Below are 21,331 nucleotides of genomic sequence, written 5' to 3' on the forward strand. Positions count from 1 at the left end.
CCCAAAGCGGCACTCGTTAATCGACCTTTAGAGTCGGCTTCACGCGCCATTTCGGCCGCATCGTTGCGCCATTGCCTGATAGTAGACATAAGGTCTGTCTCGACGTGAGGACGGCTGCAATGCGCCGCCGTGTCAGCCGTTCGAACAAACTTTGCCGTTGCCCGAAAGCAGACGTTGTCGGTGAACACGCTGTAGTTGCTCGCAGATGCACCAGAGAACCTGATCTCAATCGAGATTTTCCGGGCAGAAGTTCCCCTGTTTCTGTCTTCCTGCTATCGTGGAGATGAGGGACAGTTCTATGAGCGAGAACCGGAAGCTGGCCGCAATTCTGGCCGAGGACGTGGTCGGATACAGCCGGCTCGCCAGCGAGGACGAAGACCGCACCCTGGCAAGGTTGCGGGCCCTGCGCAGCGACCTGATCGATCCAACCGTCGCCGTGCACAACGGCCGTGTCATCAAGCGCACCGGAGACGGGGCGTTGGTCGAATTCCGCAGCGTTGTCGATGCCGTGCGTTGCGCCATCGAGGTGCAGAACGGCATGGTCGAGCGCAATGGCGGCGTTCAGCAGGATCGGCGCATCGAGTTCCGGATCGGCATCCACCTGGGGGACGTAGTAGAGGAAAGCGATGGCGACCTGATGGGTGACGGCGTCAACATCGCCTCGCGAATCGAGGGTATCGCGGCCCCTGGCGCAATTTGCCTGTCCGAGGACGCCTATCGCCAGGTCAGGGCGAGGCTCGATCTCTCCGTCAGCGATCTTGGCGTCACGCAGCTCAAGAACATCGCCGAGCCGATCCGCATCTATTCGCTCCAGGTCGGCAGCGCCGCGGAGGCAAAGCCAGCAGTGACCGCCGGCGTCGTGGCTCGAGCGTCGGCCGCATTTCGGCCCGCGCTTTCGATTGCCGTGCTGCCCTTCGTCAACATGAGCGGCGATGCCGAGCAGGAGTACTTCGCCGACGGCATCTCCGAAGATATCATCACGGCTCTGTCGAAGCTGGCGCAGCTGTTTGTCATCGCTCGAAACTCGTCGTTTACCTTCAAGGGCCGGAGCGTGAACGTGCAGGAGGTCGGCCATAGCCTCAACGTGCGCTACGTGCTGGAAGGAAGCGTCCGCAAATCAGGCAACAGGGTGAGGATCACCGCGCAGCTTATCGATGCGACGACTGGTGGGCATCAGTGGGCGGAGCGCTTCGATCGCGACCTGACCGATATCTTCGCGGTGCAGGATGACGTCACGCAGCAGATCGTCGGCGCTCTGGAACTCAAGCTAACGGCTGGGGACAAACAGCGGCTCGCGAGCGAGCAGACCCAAAATCTGGAAGCCTATGACTGCTTCCTGCGGGGCCGTGAACACATGTGGCGGCTGACGAAAGAGCAGAACCTTCAGGGGCGGCAATTGCTGCAACGCGCCATCGATCTGGACCCGAAATTCGCCCCGGCCCACGCGTTCCTCGCCGTCACGCACGGGCTGGCCTATGTCAACCAGTGGAGCCAATCGCCGTCGACATCGCTGGAACAGGCGACCGAGGCTGCGACGCGCGCGGTGGCGCTCGATGATCGATATCCGTACGCACATTGGGCGCTGGGCGTCGTCAACTTGTATCTGCGGCGGCTTGACGTGGCCATCCGCGAGGCTGAGTGCGTGATCGCGCTTGCTCCCAATCTTGTCGAGGGCCACGAGAGCCTCGGCAACGCGCTGCATTATGCAGGCAGGTCCGAGGAAGCCCTCGTCTGTTTCGAGCGGGCAATGGCCCTGAATCCATATTATCCGGACATTTTTCTGCACTTCCACGCGCAGGCGATGTTCCAGTTGGGCAGATACGAGGAGGCCGTTGTCTTCCTCAAGCGACGGCTGGTCCGCAATCCAGTCACCGACATCTCACGTGTGTTGCTGGCGGCGAGCTATGGTCACTTGGGCCGCTTCGCGGAGGCGCGCGGGGAGTGGGAGGAAGTGTTTCGGATCAATCCCGATTATTCCCTGGAGCACAGGCGCAAAGTGCTGCCCTACAGCAACCCTGCCGATTTTGAGCGCATTGTCGACGGACTGCGAAAAGCTGGCCTCACCGAGTAATTGTATTCCATCGCCGGCAATCGTCCACAGCTTTTGTGCGGCTTCACAAAATTACACCGTTGGTCTTTGGTTCCCCTCTTATTGTGCGAAGACTTGCTTATGGCTCATTCGTGCGGAGCCAGCGGGCAAAGATGTTCCTGGGCGTAGCGATCACATCCGGCTCCAGACGAACATTCGGAGATTGCGCGACCGTGCCGGTTCCGGCTTGAGCAGACTGTCCGTTTAGCGCCTCCAATTCGGTCATTCAGGTCGCCTTTGCGATTTCCTGAAAGTTAACGGTGCGCCGAGGACCGTAGGCGGACGAAGGAAGTCGCCTCCTTCGCACGATAGCGACCTTTCGATTTCCGAGTTATATGGTTTGATTAGAGCTAGTGTCCGTGTCTTTCCCGACGCTCTGGAGCGATCGACCATGACCCATGATCAGATGCTCGCCCACCTTCGTGCTGCCGATGAAGTCGCACGCGAGGCCGCAGTGCATGGCCATCATCCTTTTGGCTGCGTCCTGGTCGATTCCGACGACCGTATCCTGATGCGTCAGGGCAACATTGACACCGTGCGTCACGCCGAGACCGAACTGTGTCGACGCGCAGCGGCGGCCTATCCGGCGGATTTCCTGTGGACCTGCACGCTGGTCTCGACAGGCGAACCCTGTGCCATGTGTGCAGGGACGCTCTATTGGGCGAATATCGGCCGCTTAGTCTATGGTTTCGCGGAGGCGAAGCTCCTCGCGGAGACTGGCGACCACCCCGAGAACGCGACCATGAACCTCGCGGCGCGGACGGTCCTCGCCTCCGGCCAGAAGTCAATCGAGGTTGTTGGACCCTTCCCCGAGATCGAGGACGACCTCCTCGCCCCGCACCGGACCTTCTGGCGACGCTGACGAGCTCCCTTTTCGCAAGTCATACGAAGATTTTGTCTGAAATGCCGCTTCGGGCCCCAACAGCGGACGTTGGGAATTCTGGCGGATCAAGGGAGCCAACGCTTTCCGCGCCCTTAATCTCAGGGCTTCGACAGAGCGCCGTAACCCGGCCGCTTATACAGCGTCCTCTCGTTGGCCATAATTTCAGGACCGTAAACCTTCGCGTTCCACTCCGCCGGCTCCACTTCCGAGATGGAGACTGAGAGGGAAGCGTCGCTTGAACCGAATATGGCCTGGGCAGCCTCCACGACCTTCGCGGCGAATTCCTGCTTTTGCTCCTCCGTTCGCCCAGGGAACATCTTTACGTCAATGTGGGGCATTTCTATTCCAATCATTGGGGGTGCATTGAGAGAAAGCGCGCCGAAGATTACGCCGGTTCGGCAGATCTTAAATACTGCCGCGGGGCTAGCGCGAGCTTTTTATTGCCAACCCCGGCTTCGGCGACCCAGTCACCCCGATTGGAGGAACTCAAATGCAAAGGCGCTCATTATCCGAGCGCCCTGGCGGCCGCACCAATTAGCTAATGGCCACCAAAGCGCAACAGGGGCCGCTAAGACAATGAGGCGGAGCCGGTGCCAGAAAATTTCGCCGGACACCGGCCCTCGTCGACATCAGCCGTTCACAGCGCTTTCAACGACTTCGAGCGCAGGCTTGCCGTCGAATGTGGTCACGCCCTCCAACCAATGCTGCAGGACACCTGGATGCGCCTTGAGCCATGCCCCGGCGGCCTCCTTGGCGTCCGCGCCCTGATTCAGGATGGCATCCATGATTTCGTTCTCCATCGCAAGCGAGAACTTCAGGTTCTGCAGTAAGCGAGTGGCATTGGGGCATTCCGTGACGAACCCGGAGCGGATATTGGTGTAGACTGTAGCGCCGCCGTAGTTCGGGCCGAATGTGGCATCCCCACCGGTCAAGTAGGCTATCTCGTACTTGGTATTCATCGGATGCGGCTCCCATCCGAGAAAGACGATCCAGGCATCCTCCTTGATCTGCCGGTCGACCTGCGTGAGCATGCCCTGTTCGGAAGATTCGACTAGTTCCCATTCCTTCAGGCCGAACTCGTTCTTGTCGATCATCGCCTGAATCATGTTGTTGCCGGTGCTGCCCGGTTCGATGCCATAAATTTTCCGTTCGAACTTGTCGGCAAACTTCTCAAGATCGGCGAAATCCTTCACGCCGGCGACGAACGCCGCCTTGGGGACCGCCAGCGTATATTTCGCGCCTTCGAGATTCGGGCCGACCACAACAATCGACTTGTCCTCAATGTAGGGCTTGCGATCCTGCACCATCGCTGGCTCCCAGTCGCCGAGATAGACGTCGATCTCCTCGCTCTTCAGGCTCGCATAGGTGACGGGGATAGAGAGCATGACGCTGCTGGGCTCGTAGCCAAGCGCGCCGAGGACGATCGACGAGATCGCCGTCGTCGACGTGATGTCCGTCCAGCCCACGTCCGAGAAACGCACCTGCTTGCAGCTCTCCGGTTCGGCGGCCTGGGCCAGCGAAGGCGCGATGGATAGCAGGCTGACGCCTGCGGCGAGAAGATATTTCAGCATTTCAGTTCCCTCGTTGTTGAGCTTTGGCATGCGCAGCTACGAAAGCCGCGCCAGGGACCTCATGGCCTCAGGCGACCTGCTTTTCGTCAAAGAAGAAGCGCGGACGCTCCGGCTTGAGCGCCGGGTTGCCGCGTATGCTGTCGGCGGCCTTCTCGGCCATCATGATCACGGTGGCATTGAGGTTCGAACTGATCACGTTCGGCATCACCGAGGCGTCGACGACCCTGAGCCCGTCTACGCCCCTGACTTTGAGATCGGTATCGACCACGGCGAGATCGTCGGTTCCCATCCGGCAGGAGCAACTCGGGTGGAATTCCGTCTCGCTGACGCTCTGGACGTAACGCAGAATATCTTCTCGGGATGTCATCGACGGCCCCGGAAGCAGTTCCTCACCCAGGAATTCACGAAGCGCGGGCTGATTAACGATGTGGCGCGCCATCAGGACGCCATCGACGAGTTCCCGCTTGTCCTTCTCCGTCTGCAGGAAATTGAAGACGATGCGTGGCGGCTTGGCCGGATCGTCGCTTGCGAGCTCAATGTGGCCACGGGCGTCCTGCCGAAGCTGGCTCACATGCATTTGGAAACCCTGCTCGAGCCGGATGGCGTTATCGACATACCGCATGGCAACGGGCGCGAAATGGTACTGGATGTTTGGAGCCGGGAGGCCACCATCCGTCCGGACGAGCCCACCAGCCTCCCAGATGTTGGACGACACGGGGCCGCTTCTGTTGAGAAGCCAGCGCGCGCCGATGAAAGCCTTGACGAGCGGATTGGCCAAGTGCTTGAGGGTGACTGCCTTGGGGCAGCTCCACTGCATGACCAGATCGATATGGTCCTGGAGATTTTGGCCCACGCCCGGCACGTCGGCAAGGACCTGGATTCCCATGCGGCGAAGCGATTGCGCCGGGCCGACGCCGGACAACATCAGCAATTGCGGCGAGTTGATCGCGCCGCCGCTGAGAATGATCTCGCGCTCAACCGCAACGACATACCGTTTGCCTCGATGTCGAACAAGGATGGAGGCCGCACGACCACCTTCGACCGACACCTTCTCGACCAGGGCCTCGGTCACGATCTTCAGATTGGGTCGACATGCCGCCGGATGCAGGTAAGCGACGGCGGCCGAACTGCGGCGGCCGTTCCACTTCGTGCTGTCGTAGCGGCCCAACCCCTCCGGCTTGTATCCGTTGAGGTCTTCCGACGTCCCGATGCCCGCGTCGTTTCCGGCGGCGACAAACGCGTCATAGAGGACGCTTGTCGACGAGCCTTTGCTTACGCCGAGCGGACCTGAACCGCCGTGCCAGGGGTTCTCACCGCGCTCGTTGCGCTCGGCTTTCTTGAAATAGGGAAGACAGTGGGCGTAATCCCAATCCGCCAAGCCGAACTCACTCGCCCAACGATCGTAGTCGGACGGGTGCCCCCGGAGATAAACCATGGAGTTGATCGAGGAGCTGCCCCCAAGGACCTTTCCGCGTGGCACCGGGATTTCGCGGTCGTTCATCTCGCCTTCGGGCGCGCTGGCGTAGTTCCAGTTCAGCTGGGGGTCGTTCCAGACCTTGTACACCCCGGCTGGCATGTGGATTAAAAGGCTGCGGTCGCGGACCCCTGCTTCAAGCACCAGAACCCTGACATCGGAGTCTGCCGACAGACGGTTAGCGATTACGCAGCCTGCGGAGCCAGCTCCTACGACGATGTAGTCGTAGGACTGTTCCAGAGGATGTTTTGAACCGTTCGGCATTCCATACCTCCTCGCAACCCGTCTGGTCGCGAGATCACCATAACGGGCGTTATGATCTTAGATAACAGTTGTTCTCATAATGCATAACAATTGTTATGTATGTGGTCAACTGACGGATCGGATCAATATCGCTTTGCCTGTGAGCGACCGGACAGTTATGCAGGAATCAGAAAAAGGGGGCCTTGGACAGGTCATGCGTCAGAAGAAGGCGAGCTCGAAGCCGCAGGAGGATGATCCCATCAGGCGCATCGTCGACGCCGTCTGCGAAGTCATCGCCGACGAAGGCGTCGCCAACGTGAGCATGCGCAAGGTGGCTGACCGAGCTGGCGCGACCATCGGCCTGATCACGCACCATTTTCCGAGCCGGGCGGCGATGGTACAGGCAGCCGTCGAACACGCCTGGGACAAATCCAAGAAGGAAATTCGCTGGCCGACGACGTTGGACCGCGACCAGATCACCGCATCCCTTGAAGCGTTTCTCCCCATTGACCCGTCTCGTCGGCGGCAACTCTCGGTATGGCTCGCCTTCTGGGCGCTCACCCAGACGTCAACGGAACTCCAGACCATTCACCATAACATCCACTCCTTCATGCGCGACCGGCATGTGAAGTGGATACGCTTGCTGGGACATTCTCTCAAAGACGCCCGCAGGATCGCTGATGCGTTGCTGGTGCAATGTGACGGCATTCTCGTCTATGCGTTGCTGGACGAGAAATATTGGACTCCCGAGCATCAAAGGGCGATCGTCGCAGAGGCCGTCGACAAAGTGTTTAATGGCGTGGGGTCTGCGTAGATACACTTGGGTCGATCTGGGTGTCGGCTTCGGTCCCATGAGTTCATTGGTTCAGTACAAGCACGAGCTTCGCGAGGTAGTAAAACGAGATCGCCGCCGATCGACCTTGGCGGCAAGAACTGAGCTGTCCGCTTTTCGTGGTAAGTTTTCTTGCGGCGGACAGCTACCGGCCCCTTTCCGTCTGCAACGCGCCCCCGTTTCTGTCATCGAAGCCGCGGTCGCCCGCGCCCAAAAGCGGACATTACCTCGCGGGCCGTCACGTCCCCTACGCGCCAACAGCGGACGTAGCCGAACTCTTCGGATCGCCGGTCCGAATTCCGTCGGTGAAGCGCGAGAGGCGGAACCGGTGACCGACTTCTCGGATAACCAAACGGAAAGGATACAAAGCCTGGGTCGAAAGCGTAGCTGCAATAGGTATTCGTCACGAATGGTTGAAGAGCTGGAGAACGGCAGGGAATAGCTTACCGATACTCCGGCATCCCGATGGCGACCATATGTGACGAACCAAAGCTGTTGATATCAGTATAAAGTTGCGAGCGAACTATCGCACCGCCTCGACGATAGTGATTTCTCTAGCACCAACGCCCTGCTCAACCTCATATCACACTCGAAATCATGCGCTATAGCGACCGCCCGATCGGGCTTCCTCAAGATGACGTTTTAGGACGTGCACCATTCGCACAGACCCTCGCCGATGCAATCGACAACCTACCAGTTGCCAAAGACGGGTTTGTGATCGGTCTGATCGGAGAGTGGGGTTCGGGAAAATCTAGCGTCGCTGAACTTACAATAAGGTACCTCAGACATAGCGATATGATCCGTGCGTGCAGCAAGGATGAGGACACGCCGTCCCTCTCTGATCTGGAAGAGATGGCGAACGCATTTAGCCGAGTTGAGCCCCTGATCGATGATTTCCTTGATAGGAACCTCGACGTCCTCCTCTGGAATCAGCACCATCGGGACCGGCAATTCGAAATTCAATGCGGGTCTACAAGTGATACCAGGCTAGCGTTCAGGTACTGGGAACTTTTTCAGCGGCTTGAAAAACGACCTCGGAATATAGTCATTAGGTTTTCACCCTGGCTCTTCCCGGGCAAAGCTGAGCTTGCGAGTGCGCTTCTCAGCGATCTTGCGCGCGTCGTTGGCGAAAAGTTGGGGGACGACGTTCGAAAGGCATTCGCGTCCGTCTTAGATCGACTTTCGAGCGTCGTCCCAATTGTTGGTGCTGCAACTGACGTCGCGACGCCATTCGGTCTTGGCGGACTGCTTTCCGCGGGTGTCGATGTTTCCGACCGATTGGCGAAACGGATGACGGATGGTCCGACCGTCGAAAGCGTTCGCGCACGCCTTAGGAAGAAGTTGGGGGCGCTGAACGACACTAAAATCATCGTGGTCGTGGATGATCTCGACCGACTGACACCCGATGAAGCCGTGGAAATGGTATCGCTCGTAAAAGGGCTCGGTGACCTGCCGAACGTGGTGTATTTGCTCTGTTACGATGAGAACCGCCTTGGTGACCTGATTTCCACCGCGCTCACCGTCGATGGGCACGAATACCTGCAAAAAATCGTTCAGTATCCGGTTCACCTCCCACCACTTGAACCCCCGGAAATCCTGCTTTTGCTAAGCGCTGACCTTGAGTCTCTCGTAGCCAATTGGTCGACGTTGGCGACGCGTCGGCTGAACATTGCCTGGTTCCTGACCCTGAGCCATTACCTCCTGACTCCAAGAGATGTTCGGCGGCTGATGAACGCATTCTCCGTAGCCCTAGCGGGCGTTGGCAGTCATACCGATCCGGTCGATCTGCTTCTGCTAGAGACCCTTCGTATTCATGAGCCAGCGGTTTACCATTGGCTTCGTAGAAACTACAACAATATGGCGGTTTGAGATGGCCCTGAGTGAGCTCGCCCAAGAAAAACTTGTCGCTGTATTGAGGGGCGCGAAAAACGAGGAAGCAGCACGAGCTGCTCTTTCCATCATGTTTCCGCAGGCCAAGGGTTACCTCGGAACCGAAATGCTTGACACTTTGCATCGGGAAAACGAACGCAATAGCCGACGCATTGAAAAAGCCGACTTCGCAAAAACATATTTCCGTCTCACGCCTAACAGCGCGCTCCCAAGTAAGGACGATTTCGAGGCTACAATCTTCAGCGAACCGACTGACGTCTTCCGAGACTACGACCTTCGCCTTACGTCTGCGTCTGAAAAAGACCGTCCATCAATTCGCAGGTCGCTCATCGAATTGGTAGGAGAAGCTTTAAGAGATTCCGCGACCGACCGCGAAGCCTGGTTCGTCGCTCTGATGGACCATGCTTATATCGTTTCTTCTACGGAGGGTTGGGAATCCTTAGCCCTCTTCGACTCCTCCATGGAGGATTTGACCCGTGCGATGGTAACGCAGGCACTAAAGGATTTATCAGAAACGGAGCGTATTCGCCTCATCGGAGCCGCGATTGACAAAGCGACAGATATCTCACTGCTTTGCGAACTGATGCGCCTTCTAGCGGGAGACGTGGCGAGCGGTGGTGCGTCGCATTCCGGAAACGCCCTCGGCGCTGAGGCCAGCGATCTTCGGATTCGACTGCTCGATCGGGTGCGCACGCTTGCCGCAGACGGAATGTTGCTGGATCAATCGCAACCAGGCGAAATTCTTTGGTTTTGGTGGGGAACCGGGAATGGCGATGAGGTCCTGACTTTTACGAAGCAGGCCATGGAGACGCCGGATGGACTGCGAGTACTGTTGCAAACGCCCTTGAGCCCGGTCAGATCGAGCGCCGGCAACTATGAGAAAGTTGATCGAGCAAGCTGGAATAAGGTAGTCGACCTCCGTGCTTTGGAAGAAAAGGCATTCCATCTGTCATTGCAGGGTCACGCTGACGGCCCCATCGCTCAGCGTTTCCTCATCGCCCTGGGGAGGGACAACGGTCTCTAGCGTGCGTTAAGTCGTTGGCCCGACGCTGGCAGCGGGCGGATGGCTACGCTCGAGAAGATTGAATTCGGCAAAAGCAAACAGGCCCAATGAAGCAGAAAAATGAACGTCCACTCGACAATCGAAAACCTCACAACGTTCAGTTCGCCTAGCCTGCTCCTGCGGCGGTTTGCCATGGAGGATGGTGAATGGTATTTCGGATTGTCCAGAGCGTCGGTCATCCGGCGCAGCCCGGCGACGTTCTGCTTGTCAAGGACAACTGGAACGACTGGTACACCTGGGTTACCCAATTCTATGTCGTCGTCGTTGGACATGATCGTCGCATTGATCTAGGGCGCGTGAAGATCGGTCGTGCCGGGATGACGCCGCAGAACGCGGTCACGCACCAAAACCTGCCGACTGAATTCGAAAGACTGGACGACACATGGTTTTCGGTTGGTCAGGAAGAAAACTATTATGAAACGCTGCAGTCTCTTGGGGAAGCCGACAACGAGTGGTTTTTGATAGCGTTGCGCGACTGTGCGTTTGACCTGACGATACTCGAGCGGTTCGGCAATGAAGAGGTTTTACGAAATTCCCTCCTCCGGGACATTTCCGTTGATCGCGTTAAACATCGATTTCACAGGCTGTCTCATGGAAATGCGGCACTTACTCCGTTCGCTTTCTCCTACCACCTCCCGCCCGATCCGAGATCGCCCGATCCTCAGCCGATTTTGAGTTTCGATGTTAGGCCGCGATCGCAACCGAGCAGCAACATTCACGTGCTCATTGGGAGAAACGGTGTCGGAAAAACGCGGTGCTTCGACCTCCTCAGCCGCACTTTTCTGGGGTTGACGGCGGCAGACGGGTCCTCTCCCGGAAGTCTTGTTGCAAATGGTTTCGGTCAGCTCCATCACGGGTTTGCCGGCCTCGTCACGGTTTCATTTAGTCCTTTCGACAAGTACGGACCGCTTGTGGATTCAAGAACTCCGCAAACGTTCCGCTACGCGTACGTCGGCCTTAAAGGAATCATCGCAGAGACCGGGGCACGAAGGCATTCCCGGGCCCGTTCAACGTGAATCGAGCCTGACAATCAAAGGTTGGGAGGAGCTTTCCAAAGACTTTGTCGCGAGCGTCGAAAAATGCCGTGTGGGTGCGCGACGGGCACGCTGGGCGCGTGCCCTCAAGGCGTTGGAAGCCGATCCTCTTTTCGAAGAGGCCAGCGTATCTTCTGTCGCGGAGGAGAACCTAACGAACTGGAAAACGGCGGCGTCTACGCTGTTCGCCAGGCTTAGTTCCGGCCACAGCGTAATTCTCCTTACAGTGACACGTCTTGTTGAACTTGTAGAGGAGAACACCCTGGTGCTTGTCGACGAACCAGAGGGCCATCTTCATCCGCCTCTCTTATCCGCGTTTGTCCGGGCCCTATCCGATCTACTCATCGAGCGTAATGGCACGGCGATCATTGCGACCCATTCACCAGTGGTCCTTCAGGAGGTCCCACGCGACTGCGTTTGGGTTCTTAGTCGATCGGGAAGGTCGAGTAGAGTGGACCGCCCCGAAATGGAGACTTTCGCTGAGAACGCCGGTGTGCTCACTCGAGAGGTCTTCGGACTAGAAGTCGTACAAACCGGTTTTCATAAGATGATTGCGCAAGCGGCCGCTGGCCGGACGTACCACGGTGTGCTGAGCCATTTTGAAGGAAAACTAGGGGCAGAAGGACGAGGTCTGGCGCGCGTACTCACGATGCAGCCATCGTCCGGTTCATTTGAGGAAGAGGACTGAGCAGCTTTGCGTACCCTTCCCTTTCCTGCGCTTTCAAGCGCGGACGTTTTGGCACTTTGCCTTTCGGGAACCTCCGATCCCATATCACATGCGCGATTGTCTGCTGTGAAAGCGACACTTCTTGCGACCGCATCGCAGTACGAGCAGAATGCGATTTCGGAACGCTTGGACCTTGTCAGCCGCGTGACCTCCGTCAGCCACCTTACAAAGTCGGAACTAACCGATCTCTACGCTACCCATGTAAGCGCGACGAGGGGGGCTGCAAGGGCAGTCTATGATCACATTCGAAACCTGGCACCGAACAAGAAATGCCCCTTGTGCGGTGTCGGCGTTGTCAAGGTTCTGGATCATCATCTCCCTAAGTCAAAATATCCCGACCTCTCAGTTTTACCGATCAACTTGGTTCCATCCTGTGCCTATTGCAACGACACGAAGAAGGCTCGTTTCCCGAAAAACGCCGGCGAACAAACGCTCCATCCTTATTTCGACGCACGGCTCATCCACACTCCGTGGCTCTCGGCATATGTGGATCAAGGCCCACCCGTTACCGTTGTCTTCGGCCCAAATCCCCCCACTACCTGGTCCCCTGTTGATCAGGCTCGCGTCAAACGCCATTTCCTGGTCTGCGGTCTAGGGTTGCTCTATGGAGCGAACGCCAACGATGAACTCGCGGCTGTGAAGAAACGGATTGATACCTTAGCCCGAGGTGGTTCGACGGCTGTGCAAAATTATCTATTAGTAGAAGCAGCGGTCTATTCGCACCATGCGAATTGCTGGCAACGCTCAATGTACGAGGCACTCGCAGCGGACACATGGTTCTGCTCCGGTGGGTTCAACCAAATTGCGTGATTACGTTTCGGCGTACGGGATCGTGGATTAGTTTCAGCAGGCGGGGGCCAGGTGGTCGCCCGTCATTGGTCCAACGCCAGCCGCCGTCTGGGGCATGGAGGCGAAACTCGTTTACCAAACCTCGTTCTGCCATCGCATCTCACCTCTACCGGTCGGCGTATGCACGGTCTTCCGGGTGGATTGCGTCCACCCAACCGTAGCCAAGCCACTCGTCCAAAGTCACCCGTATAACGCGCCAGCTAGGGCTATCTGAGACGACATGCCATCCGCGTCAGTCTCCCAAACCGCCTGCGCCCATGTGCCAACGATGCAAGTGTCGCTTTCTCGCGCTGCTTTCTCGAGTTTGGCCTTCTCTGCTAGTTGTAACTCCGCCTCAGCCAGGCGCTCATACAGCAGCTTAATTTCAGAAGCCTCTATGCGTATTTCTCCTGCTCCAGCCTTACGAGGATGCCCAACGTCACATCTGGTCGGTCAGGTATGTTGGCTCGTAGAAGAATATGCATGGGGTACTGATACTACCGACGTCTGCTTTAGGACCTTTGCAGCGTGGCAAGCTACGAAGCTTTGACCTTTTTTGTCATTTTTGTGCGGTAAGCGGATAGTCCGAGGACGGCCCCGAGGCCGACGGGCCGGTTTCGGCTGAGCAGACTGTCCGCAACGCGCCCCCATATCGGCCGTAGAGGCCAGATTGGCCGCTGCCCGAAAGCAGACGACGCCAGCTATTGCGGCCGGAGCAATACTCTATGCTGCGAAGTCGCCAAAAATCCGGAAAGCAAGTGCCGCTAATCGGGAGTTTTGCGACTGACCCTGGCTGGGGGTAGGTCGCCCGAGGACGCGAACCGATTGGCTACCTTACTGGAGATAAACCTTGTTCACCCACGTCATGATTGGAAGCAACGACTTGGAGCGGGCCAGACGCTTCTACGACGCCACGTTCGCTGCATTGGGAGGCAAGCCCGGCGAGATGGATGCGAGAGGCAGGTTAATCTATGCCCACGCGGGCGGTCGGCTGATGATCACGAAACCGATCGACGGCAAGCCGGCGACCGTGGCCGAAAGCCATCGCAATCCTTGACTGGTTTGAGCTACGCTCTCATCCTCATGTGCACACCGCACTTTGTGGTCCGTTGGCCAAAGCGTCAGAGCAGCCACTCGAGATGTCGTAGCCTGTACAAGCTTCGAGGTAAGACATGCACAAGTTCACTGTCGTCGTCATGGAAGAGATCGAGGCCGACACCGCGGAGGAAGCAGCCTTGCTCATGTATCAAGGGCTGACCAAGGGGCCGCTGCCTTTGCACTATTCAGTCACGGATGAGGCAAATAACGCGACCGATCTGGTGTTGGATCGGCAAAAGGCAGATGATTTCGCAAGTCTCGATCACACTGCAGACCCCGGCAACTGGTGACGCGACAAAGTTCCCCACGTTCGCAAAAGCTTCCGCCTCCCAGCTTCCAATCCCGAGAACTGAATGTACGGTGGGCGCGAAACGTTCGGCGGACACTGATGGAGTCACTAATGAATGCAAATCTCTTTAACCGTCTGGAAGGCTCGATCCGCGATGTCGGAAAAGTCGCCATCCAGGAACCAAAGGGTAAGACTTACACATATGCCGAGCTGGTGTCTCTGTCGGGCCGTCTGGCCAATGTGCTGGTCGCCCGCGGGGTCAAGCCCGGAGACCGCGTTGCGGTTCAGGTGGAGAAGTCGGTCGCCGCGATCGCCCTTTATCTCGCGACCCTGCGTGCAGGAGCAATCTTTCTTCCGCTGAATACCGCCTACACACTGGCTGAGATTGAGTATTTCGTCGGCGATGCGGAGCCCTCGATGGTTATCTGCGACCCTGAGAGAAAATCCGGGACAGCTCTGATCGCCGCCAAGGTGGGCGCTTTGGTTGAAACACTCGATCCCTTCGGTGAGGGCAGCCTTGCTGACGCGGCAGCCAATTCAATGCCTGAATTCGAGACGGTCGAGCGGGGACCAGACGATCTGGCTGCAATTCTCTACACCTCCGGGACGACTGGACGGTCCAAGGGGGCAATGCTCACGCACGGAAACCTGCTGTCCAACGCGCTCAGCCTGATCGACACGTGGCGATTTTCGTCAAGTGACGTCCTTATCCACGCACTGCCGATCTATCATACCCACGGACTGTTCGTTGCGACGAACATCACCCTTTTTTCTGGTGCCGAAATGATCTTCCTGCCGAAGTTTGATGCGGACCAGATTCTTGACTGTATGCCGGCGGCCACCGTGCTGATGGGTGTCCCCACATTCTATGTGCGCCTTCTCCAGAGCTCTGGTTTGCCGGAAGCATCCCGGGAGATGCGCCTTTTCATCTCCGGGTCCGCCCCCCTTCTCGCGGAAACTCATGTCGAATGGAACCGTCGCACCGGTCATGCCATCTTGGAGCGTTACGGCATGACCGAAACCAATATGAATACCTCTAATCCATACGATGACGAGCGTGTTCCAGGTACTGTCGGCATGCCACTTCCCGGAGTGTCTGTTCAGATCACCGACCCAGAAACGGGCGCGGTGCTTGGCGCAAACGAGGTTGGGATGATTGAAGTCAAGGGCCCAAATGTCTTCAAGGGCTATTGGCGGATGCCCGAAAAGACTGCGGCCGAGATGCGCGCCAGCGGGTTTTTCATTACAGGCGACCTGGGGAAGATTGATGAGCGCGGTTACCTTCACATCCTTGGCCGCGGAAAGGACCTCGTGATCACCGGTGGCTTCAATGTCTATCCGAAGGAAGTCGAGGAAGAGATCGACGCTTTGCCTGAAGTTATCGAAAGCGCGGTGATCGGCATACCTCATAGAGATTTCGGTGAAGGCGTAACGGCCGTTGTCGTGCGCAACGCTGGGTCGGCGATAGACGAGGCCGCAATACTGACGGCTATCTCAGACCGCTTGGCGAAGTTCAAACATCCGAAACGCGTGGTGTTTGTGAACGAGCTTCCGCGCAATACAATGGGCAAGGTTCAAAAGAGCGTTCTGCGGGATCAGTTCAAGGAACTGTATGGCTAGTGTCCTTAGTACACGAGCTGGCCGTCTTCGTCCTCAGGGCAAAGTCCCATTCTTCATTCGTTGGCCAGCTACCCGTTCCAGCGTAGCAGGCATCCCGGGAGAACTCATGTTTGACCACGTCAAATTCGGCGTCAGCGATTTTGCAGCGAGCAGAATTTTCTTCCTCGAAGCGCTCGAGCCGCTCGGCGTAGTTGTCGTTTCTGAAGGGGCACCTTCGTACGGTTTAGAACTCAGCACCGATGGCAAGGTTTCATTGTGTCTGTACCAGTCCGAGGAGAAACCCGCCCATCTTCACTTGGCGTTCCAAGCCGAAAATCGCCAGCAAGTCGAAGCATTCTATCGCGCTGCGTTGGCGGCGGGCGGCAAGGACAATGGTGCCCCCGGCCTGCGTCCGCACTACCACCCCGGCTACTATGCAGCTTTTGTCATTGGTCCGGACGGGCATAACATCGAAGCGGTTTGCCACGAACCGGAGGCCGTTCAGGATGGGCTCGAAGAGCCCTAGTTTTCAATGCGGGCAAGAACCCCGCCAAGCGCCTTTTGAAGTGCTGCAACTCCACCGAGGCTGCGGAACTGCTCGAGCACTTGCTCGTTCAGACCGCCCTTGGTCGAATGCTCGCCGACGAACTCGTTAAAGCTCACGGCAGGATTTGAGCGGGCGGCATGGTTTAGCCCGGAAAACAATTGGCGAAGGTAGGCGTCACCAGCCGCCCTTGGGAGCCCCTGGCTGTCTAGCCAGATCGATATGGCATCCAGAATACCGAAATAGGTGCCCATCATTGAACTCGCCGCCGCGAGGAGGTCAAACTCACGTTTGCTTTCAACCTGGACCGCCGTTCCGAGCGGCGAGAAGATAGCATTCGAAACAGCGTCGGGCGGGTGGATCGCGGTTGCGCCCTGGAGATCGGCGACGAACGGAAGCGGGATCGCTTGGCTCAGCCGAATAGGCTGGTCGATCCACACCAACAGCCGATCGAGCGGGGTGGCCGCTATAAAGCTGATGACATGATGGCTCGACCGAAATCGGAACGCGCGGACAACCTCCTCGGCAATCTGCGGCCTCACCGCCAGAAAGACCAGGTCGGATTGGTCGAGTACATCCTGGTTGTCCAATGCTATCGACACGTTCTGGTTTGCAGCCGCCAGCCTGGCGGCGACACTCTCGCTGCGAGGTGACAGTACGATCGGAGTGTCACGGAACTCGGTCTTGCAGAGGCCGGTGACGACAGCCTCCGAAATCGTGCCCGTCCCTACGAATCCGATTGTCATTCGCATCGGATCAATCTCCATTGGTGTCCCTTTCCGACGGTTTTTCCCGTAACCTCGACGAAGAAGCGGTCTGTTGACGACACTTTCGCGGCTCAGCAATCCATCTGTGATAGCATCATGACCTTTTCTCCCTTGAGCCAAGAGCAGGCATTGCGCCTTGTCAGCAATGTTCCACAAGTGGACTATCGAGGACAAAAAGAACGAGATTACCGGGAGCATGTCATGTGCAGGAACATCAGAACCCTGTTCAATTTCGATCCTCCGGCAACGGACGTGGAAATCCGCGATGCGGCCTTGCAGTTCGTGCGCAAACTGAGCGGAACGACCAGACCGTCGAAGCGGAATGAAGCTGCGTTCGATCGCGCAGTGGATTCAATCGCCGAATGCGCCCGCGAACTGCTTGATTCGATGGAGACTTCGCAACAGCCCCGCAACCGCGAGGAAGAAGCCGCTAAGGCTCGCTCGCGAAACACAATGCGGTTCGCTTGATCTCTGGCCGTTGCAGCACGCGCCCGATGGTCATCCACGGCGAACCCAGTCGGCTCCTTCCATCACGTATGGAGCGAACAGGAAGTCCCTGATCTTGCCGATCGACCTACCACGAGGCAAACAGTACCTGAGCGAGAACGGTTAGCCCGAAGATTTGCGGCGCAGTTGCGCTTCGCCCGGAAGAAGGTGGACTTCGTTCCGACTGAGGAAACTCCGGCACCGTACGAGGCGCGCCGCAGACAATCACGAAAGGAACGTGCGTTGCCATGGTGTCGAGATAGGGAAGATCAAAGAGGCCTGACGTTTTCAGCCTTGGACTTTCCAGTTTTGCGATCTTGACCGAGGTCGTAGCTCACTTTTTGTCCGTCTTGGAGCGAGCTCGAGCCTTGAAGAGCGGATACATGTACAAACACATCGGCTCCCCCGTTGTCGGGCGTAATGAACCCAAATCCCTTGTTTTCGTTAAAAAATTTTACGGTCCCGGTGGCCATGTCCCATCCTCGTGCTTCGACTGCCTTTATGCTGTTGAAACTTATCGAGCGATCGGCCGCCGTGCAACGTATTCCGCGTGCAGGAGCCGACAGCGACCTGGCGACATACATGGTTTTCGCCGATCGCATCGGTCAGACCGACCGCATGCGATGTCCGGGCCGTCGCGAAAGACGTGCGGCGGTGATCTCGACAGGATGCTTCATGATGATTTCACGATGCGGGAACGGAATCGAGATGCCAGCCGCCTTGAACGCGTCCCACAAGGCCATCAGTACTTCACCGCGAATGTTTGTCAGTCCGTTGCTGGGATCGGAAATCCAGAACCTCAGTTTGAAATCGAGCGACGATGCTCCAAACGCCGTCATCCAACAAACCGGCTGCCTGTAAGTGCTGGCAACCCGCGGAATGGTTTTGGCGGCCTCGATCGCAATGCGGGCAACTTCGTGCGGATCGCTGTCATACGAAGTACCGAAACGCACCTCGATGCGGACATAGTCACTGGAGAACGACCAGTTCACGACCTGCTGGGAGATGAAATCCTCGTTTGGAATGAGGAATTCCTTGCCATCTCTCGTGATGACGGAGACGAAGCGGGAGCGCAGGTCTCGGATCGAGCCGAACGTCTCCCCCAGTGTGATCGTGTCGCCCGGTTTGATGGACTTATCGAGAAGGATGATGATCCCGGATATGAAGTTGGAAACGACCTTCTGCAGGCCAAAGCCGATGCCGACGCCGACTGCACCTGAAAAGACTGTAAGCGCCGTCAAGTCGACGCCTGTTGCAGAAAGGGCAATTGTGCCTGCAAATATAACTAATCCAATCTTAACCAGTTTGCTGATGAGGACCTTCAAGGATGGTGTGAGATCGGCTGACTTCTGTATCCAGTTCGAGGACATGTTACCGACTAGAACGGCCAGCCAGATCAGTGCAACCGAAAGGATGACGGCTTTCAAGACAAGCAGCATCGATAGACGAGCGGCACCGAGGTTGACGGCCATGCCGTCGAGGGCCGCCAGAAGCGCTCGATCCAGTCCTAGCGCAAAAAGTGCAAAATAGAGCCAACCTACGACGGCAACGACACGCGCCAGCGTCTGGTTTCTTATGATGCGTGTTAGTACCGAGATGACAAACCACGCCGCCACCAGGGTGAGCGCCGTCGCCACCAGCCACTGGTTCGAAGGCCATCCAAGCCGCAACAAAACCACGTCCACAACCCATAGCCAAAGAATCAAAAAGAGCCACCGCAGGCGGCGCATGAAAGCGATGATGACACGGAGCAGGTCGGGATTTCCCTTGATCGTGCGCGCGCGCGACTCCAACACTGGCTCTATGCGCCTTGCCAGAAAGCCAGAGAGCAGATAGCCAATGACAATCAGGGCGGACTGGTAAAGAGTCCACTCATTAAAAAGGAAAGCCTGCAGCCAATTTCCGGCGGCGTTGTACGTCGTTTCGAACTCCATCGTCGCACTCTCAAGGTTCTTCAGGATAACCGTTGAGAGCAGGCTTTTGTTCAAGCGCCATTTGTCGAGAAAGAAGGAGACGGTCTCCAGCCAATTGAGCGGATGTGGAACGTCTCCTATCGGCCCTCAGCGGACCGTCAACTTTCAGTAAATCGCAAAGGCGACCTGAATGACCGACTTGGGGGCGCAAAGCGGGGCCCGCGAGCACTTTTCGCAGTACGGAATCTCAGTCGCGATTTGCCAGCGAGGACTTGAATGCGTCCAATGTATCGGTGCTGACGTCGTGTTCGATGCCCTCGGCGTCGATACCGTCCGGCACCAGGGGCGGTCACAATCTTCTTCCTGAGACTGTTACTGACGGCGGCGGGGGCTGGCGACCCCACGATAGGCGTTTGGCAGGTCACACTGATCACTAGCGTCACCTCGAAATTTTCGCTCCCCGTGACCCTTCACGGATGCGATCTCCAAGGGGACTGCTGCTGCCTACGCTGAGACGAAGTCGGCCAGCAACTTGATGTTCAGTAATGCGATGACGATAGCAATGAACCATGTGAAGACGGTCAGCCAAAGCGGTGCCTGTAGTTCCCCCATTTTTGCACGGTCCGACGTGAACATCACAAGCGGAAACACTGCGAAGGAGAGCTGGAGGCTCAGCACGACCTGGGTGAGTATGAGAAGCTGCGCCGTGCCACTGTCGCCGAATGCTATCGTGACGCCTGCGGCTGGGATGATCGCGATTCCGCGGGTGAGCAGTCGACGGAGCCATGGCGGCAAGCGAATATTGAGAAATCCTTCCATGACGATCTGACCGGCGAGCGTGGCAGTCACGGTCGAGTTGATGCCACAGCACAATAGCGCGATGCCGAAGAGCGTTGGTGCGATCGCGAGTCCAAGCAGCGGTGCTAGGAGACTGTGTGCTTCTCCCAGCTCCGTGACTGTCGTCTGACCGGTCTTGTAGAAAGTGGCGGCCGCGAGGATTAGAATCGATGCGTTCACAAGCAGCGCAAACATCAGGGCGATCGTAGAATCGATGGTGGCGAATTTTAGCGCCTCGCGTCTCTCCCGCAGCGTGTGGCCATAGGCCCGCGTCTGCACGATGCCGGAGTGTAGGTAGAGATTATGTGGCATGACGGTTGCGCCGAGGATACCAAGCGCAAGGTAGAGCATGTCCGGGTTCGTTACGATGTCGGTGGTCGGCGCGAATCCGAGCATGACCTGTCCCCAGTCTGGATCCGCGAGCGCAATTTGGACAGCGAAGCAGACGGCGATGACACCGAGAAGAGTGATTACGACGGCCTCGACCCAGCGAAATCCGAGCTTCTGCAGATAGAGAATGAGGAAAACGTCAAGGGCGGTGATGATCACCCCAAGCTCGAGCGGGATGCCGAAGATCAGGTTCAAGCCGATCGCGGTGCCGATCACCTCTGCGATGTCAGTCGCGATGATAGCGACTTCAGCGAGGAACCAGAGGAGCATGGCCACAGGTTTTGGATATGCGTCGCGACAGGCCTGGGCCAGATCCCGGCCCGAGGCAATCGCCAGTCGGGCGCAGAGCGACTGGAGAACGATCGCCATGATGTTCGAGATGAGCGCTACGCTGAGCAGCGCATAGCCAAACCTGGAACCGCCCGCCAGCGAAGTCGCCCAGTTTCCAGGATCCATGTAACCGACCGCAACCAGATAGCCCGGCCCGAAAAAGGCCATCGCCCGACGGAAGGTTCCCGATCCTGTTGCCACGTCGATCGAACGGTGTACCTCCGAAAGAGATACATCGCCAACCGTGCGCTGCCAGCCCCTTACCGGTCTGTCCATAGCCTCACCTTGCTTTCAAACCGCCCACTATATGCAATTGCAAATCATTCGCATGAAGGCAGCTTGTTAGCAAGTATGCGCTTGGCAACGTGCTACCCCTCGCCGTTGCGGTTGCCCGTCAATGGAAGCTGAAGGCAGGTGAAATCCAAAAGCTATAATGAGGTATTG

19 protein-coding genes and 1 pseudogene are annotated in these 21,331 nt (G+C 57.4%); 13 read left to right on the top strand and 7 right to left on the bottom strand.

Translation table 11 applies throughout. The annotated features are described in order from the left end of the window. Nucleotides 1-298 precede the first annotated feature (298 nt). Nucleotides 299-2,071, top strand: a complete 1,773-nt coding sequence (locus tag AC1DDS_RS17305) for an adenylate/guanylate cyclase domain-containing protein (RefSeq protein WP_477480022.1) — start codon at nucleotides 299-301, stop codon at nucleotides 2,069-2,071. Between the two features lie 409 nt (nucleotides 2,072-2,480). Next, nucleotides 2,481-2,951 carry a nucleoside deaminase gene (locus tag AC1DDS_RS17310; RefSeq protein WP_477480023.1) on the top strand — a complete coding sequence of 157 codons (471 nt, stop codon included), beginning with the start codon at nucleotides 2,481-2,483 and terminating at the stop codon, nucleotides 2,949-2,951. A 119-nt stretch (nucleotides 2,952-3,070) separates the two neighbouring features. On the opposite strand, the gene AC1DDS_RS17315 is transcribed toward AC1DDS_RS17310, so the two are convergent. The 3 genes from AC1DDS_RS17315 to AC1DDS_RS17325 all read right to left on the bottom strand — a co-directional run bounded on the left by AC1DDS_RS17315 (nucleotide 3,071) and on the right by AC1DDS_RS17325 (nucleotide 6,281). Then, nucleotides 3,071-3,310: a tautomerase family protein gene (locus AC1DDS_RS17315; RefSeq protein ID WP_477480024.1), complete on the bottom strand. Its 240-nt coding sequence runs from the start codon at nucleotides 3,308-3,310 to the stop codon at nucleotides 3,071-3,073. A gap of 291 nt (nucleotides 3,311-3,601) precedes the next feature. Then, nucleotides 3,602-4,543, bottom strand: a complete 942-nt coding sequence (locus AC1DDS_RS17320) for a choline ABC transporter substrate-binding protein (protein ID WP_477480025.1) — start codon at nucleotides 4,541-4,543, stop codon at nucleotides 3,602-3,604. A gap of 67 nt (nucleotides 4,544-4,610) precedes the next feature. Then, entirely contained in the window at nucleotides 4,611-6,281 is a 1,671-nt protein-coding gene (locus tag AC1DDS_RS17325) for a choline dehydrogenase (protein WP_477480026.1), read from the bottom strand. 193 nt (nucleotides 6,282-6,474) lie between these two features. Here AC1DDS_RS17325 and AC1DDS_RS17330 point away from each other — a divergent pair, with 193 nt between their 5' ends. The 10 genes and pseudogenes from AC1DDS_RS17330 to AC1DDS_RS17375 all read left to right on the top strand — a co-directional run bounded on the left by AC1DDS_RS17330 (nucleotide 6,475) and on the right by AC1DDS_RS17375 (nucleotide 16,146). Continuing rightward, nucleotides 6,475-7,074, top strand: coding sequence for a TetR/AcrR family transcriptional regulator (locus AC1DDS_RS17330; RefSeq protein WP_477480027.1), 600 nt, complete (start codon nucleotides 6,475-6,477; stop codon nucleotides 7,072-7,074). 615 nt (nucleotides 7,075-7,689) lie between these two features. After that, on the top strand, nucleotides 7,690-8,961 hold the full coding sequence (locus AC1DDS_RS17335; protein ID WP_477480028.1) for a KAP family P-loop NTPase fold protein: 1,272 nt from the start codon (nucleotides 7,690-7,692) through the stop codon (nucleotides 8,959-8,961). Nucleotide 8,962: 1 nt separating this feature from the next. Then, entirely contained in the window at nucleotides 8,963-10,006 is a 1,044-nt protein-coding gene (locus tag AC1DDS_RS17340) for a hypothetical protein (protein WP_477480029.1), read from the top strand. 185 nt (nucleotides 10,007-10,191) lie between these two features. Next, nucleotides 10,192-11,061, top strand: coding sequence for a hypothetical protein (locus tag AC1DDS_RS17345; protein ID WP_477480030.1), 870 nt, complete (start codon nucleotides 10,192-10,194; stop codon nucleotides 11,059-11,061). A gap of 70 nt (nucleotides 11,062-11,131) precedes the next feature. After that, complete coding sequence (locus tag AC1DDS_RS17350; RefSeq protein WP_477480031.1) at nucleotides 11,132-11,767, top strand: AAA family ATPase; 636 nt, start codon at nucleotides 11,132-11,134, stop codon at nucleotides 11,765-11,767. 6 nt (nucleotides 11,768-11,773) lie between these two features. Next, complete coding sequence (locus AC1DDS_RS17355; protein WP_477480032.1) at nucleotides 11,774-12,616, top strand: hypothetical protein; 843 nt, start codon at nucleotides 11,774-11,776, stop codon at nucleotides 12,614-12,616. Nucleotides 12,617-13,484: 868 nt separating this feature from the next. Next, nucleotides 13,485-13,670, top strand: a pseudogene (locus tag AC1DDS_RS17360) (VOC family protein); the annotation flags it as partial. A 136-nt stretch (nucleotides 13,671-13,806) separates the two neighbouring features. Further along, nucleotides 13,807-14,022 (top strand): hypothetical protein, encoded by a 216-nt coding sequence (locus tag AC1DDS_RS17365; protein ID WP_477480033.1) that lies wholly within the window; start codon nucleotides 13,807-13,809, stop codon nucleotides 14,020-14,022. A 110-nt stretch (nucleotides 14,023-14,132) separates the two neighbouring features. Then, nucleotides 14,133-15,641 carry a malonate--CoA ligase gene (locus tag AC1DDS_RS17370; protein WP_477480034.1) on the top strand — a complete coding sequence of 503 codons (1,509 nt, stop codon included), beginning with the start codon at nucleotides 14,133-14,135 and terminating at the stop codon, nucleotides 15,639-15,641. Nucleotides 15,642-15,747: 106 nt separating this feature from the next. After that, a complete protein-coding gene (locus tag AC1DDS_RS17375) occupies nucleotides 15,748-16,146 on the top strand; it encodes a VOC family protein (protein ID WP_477480035.1) in 399 nt (132 codons plus the stop codon). On the opposite strand, the gene AC1DDS_RS17380 is transcribed toward AC1DDS_RS17375, so the two are convergent. After that, complete coding sequence (locus AC1DDS_RS17380; RefSeq protein WP_477480036.1) at nucleotides 16,143-16,931, bottom strand: pyrroline-5-carboxylate reductase; 789 nt, start codon at nucleotides 16,929-16,931, stop codon at nucleotides 16,143-16,145. The genes AC1DDS_RS17375 and AC1DDS_RS17380 overlap by 4 nt on opposite strands. Before the next feature lie 201 nt (nucleotides 16,932-17,132). Here AC1DDS_RS17380 and AC1DDS_RS17385 point away from each other — a divergent pair, with 201 nt between their 5' ends. Beyond that, nucleotides 17,133-17,399, top strand: a complete 267-nt coding sequence (locus tag AC1DDS_RS17385) for a DUF2277 domain-containing protein (protein WP_477480169.1) — start codon at nucleotides 17,133-17,135, stop codon at nucleotides 17,397-17,399. Between the two features lie 287 nt (nucleotides 17,400-17,686). On the opposite strand, the gene AC1DDS_RS17390 is transcribed toward AC1DDS_RS17385, so the two are convergent. The 3 genes from AC1DDS_RS17390 to AC1DDS_RS17400 form a co-directional block, all read right to left on the bottom strand. Beyond that, nucleotides 17,687-17,890, bottom strand: a complete 204-nt coding sequence (locus AC1DDS_RS17390; protein WP_477480037.1) for a cold-shock protein — start codon at nucleotides 17,888-17,890, stop codon at nucleotides 17,687-17,689. A gap of 132 nt (nucleotides 17,891-18,022) precedes the next feature. Then, nucleotides 18,023-19,351, bottom strand: coding sequence for a mechanosensitive ion channel family protein (locus tag AC1DDS_RS17395; RefSeq protein WP_477480038.1), 1,329 nt, complete (start codon nucleotides 19,349-19,351; stop codon nucleotides 18,023-18,025). 483 nt (nucleotides 19,352-19,834) lie between these two features. Continuing rightward, nucleotides 19,835-21,163, bottom strand: a complete 1,329-nt coding sequence (locus AC1DDS_RS17400; protein ID WP_477480039.1) for an Nramp family divalent metal transporter — start codon at nucleotides 21,161-21,163, stop codon at nucleotides 19,835-19,837. Nucleotides 21,164-21,331: the final 168 nt, after the last annotated feature.

The sequence above is a fragment of the Mycoplana sp. 10N416 genome (assembly GCF_056394765.1).

What these genes read in the sequence shown, in the direction of transcription:
- AC1DDS_RS17305 (WP_477480022.1), top strand. Translation starts at nt 299, where the DNA reads ATGAGCGAGAACCGGAAGCTGGCCGCAATTCTGGCCGAGGACGTGGTC.
- AC1DDS_RS17310 (WP_477480023.1), top strand. Translation starts at nt 2,481, where the DNA reads ATGACCCATGATCAGATGCTCGCCCACCTTCGTGCTGCCGATGAAGTC.
- AC1DDS_RS17315 (WP_477480024.1), bottom strand. Translation starts at nt 3,310, where the DNA reads ATGCCCCACATTGACGTAAAGATGTTCCCTGGGCGAACGGAGGAGCAA.
- AC1DDS_RS17320 (WP_477480025.1), bottom strand. Translation starts at nt 4,543, where the DNA reads ATGCTGAAATATCTTCTCGCCGCAGGCGTCAGCCTGCTATCCATCGCG.
- AC1DDS_RS17325 (WP_477480026.1), bottom strand. Translation starts at nt 6,281, where the DNA reads ATGCCGAACGGTTCAAAACATCCTCTGGAACAGTCCTACGACTACATC.
- AC1DDS_RS17330 (WP_477480027.1), top strand. Translation starts at nt 6,475, where the DNA reads ATGCGTCAGAAGAAGGCGAGCTCGAAGCCGCAGGAGGATGATCCCATC.
- AC1DDS_RS17335 (WP_477480028.1), top strand. Translation starts at nt 7,690, where the DNA reads ATGCGCTATAGCGACCGCCCGATCGGGCTTCCTCAAGATGACGTTTTA.
- AC1DDS_RS17340 (WP_477480029.1), top strand. Translation starts at nt 8,963, where the DNA reads ATGGCCCTGAGTGAGCTCGCCCAAGAAAAACTTGTCGCTGTATTGAGG.
- AC1DDS_RS17345 (WP_477480030.1), top strand. Translation starts at nt 10,192, where the DNA reads ATGGTATTTCGGATTGTCCAGAGCGTCGGTCATCCGGCGCAGCCCGGC.
- AC1DDS_RS17365 (WP_477480033.1), top strand. Translation starts at nt 13,807, where the DNA reads ATGCACAAGTTCACTGTCGTCGTCATGGAAGAGATCGAGGCCGACACC.
- AC1DDS_RS17370 (WP_477480034.1), top strand. Translation starts at nt 14,133, where the DNA reads ATGAATGCAAATCTCTTTAACCGTCTGGAAGGCTCGATCCGCGATGTC.
- AC1DDS_RS17375 (WP_477480035.1), top strand. Translation starts at nt 15,748, where the DNA reads ATGTTTGACCACGTCAAATTCGGCGTCAGCGATTTTGCAGCGAGCAGA.
- AC1DDS_RS17380 (WP_477480036.1), bottom strand. Translation starts at nt 16,931, where the DNA reads ATGGAGATTGATCCGATGCGAATGACAATCGGATTCGTAGGGACGGGC.
- AC1DDS_RS17385 (WP_477480169.1), top strand. Translation starts at nt 17,133, where the DNA reads ATGTGCAGGAACATCAGAACCCTGTTCAATTTCGATCCTCCGGCAACG.
- AC1DDS_RS17390 (WP_477480037.1), bottom strand. Translation starts at nt 17,890, where the DNA reads ATGGCCACCGGGACCGTAAAATTTTTTAACGAAAACAAGGGATTTGGG.
- AC1DDS_RS17395 (WP_477480038.1), bottom strand. Translation starts at nt 19,351, where the DNA reads ATGGAGTTCGAAACGACGTACAACGCCGCCGGAAATTGGCTGCAGGCT.
- AC1DDS_RS17400 (WP_477480039.1), bottom strand. Translation starts at nt 21,163, where the DNA reads ATGGACAGACCGGTAAGGGGCTGGCAGCGCACGGTTGGCGATGTATCT.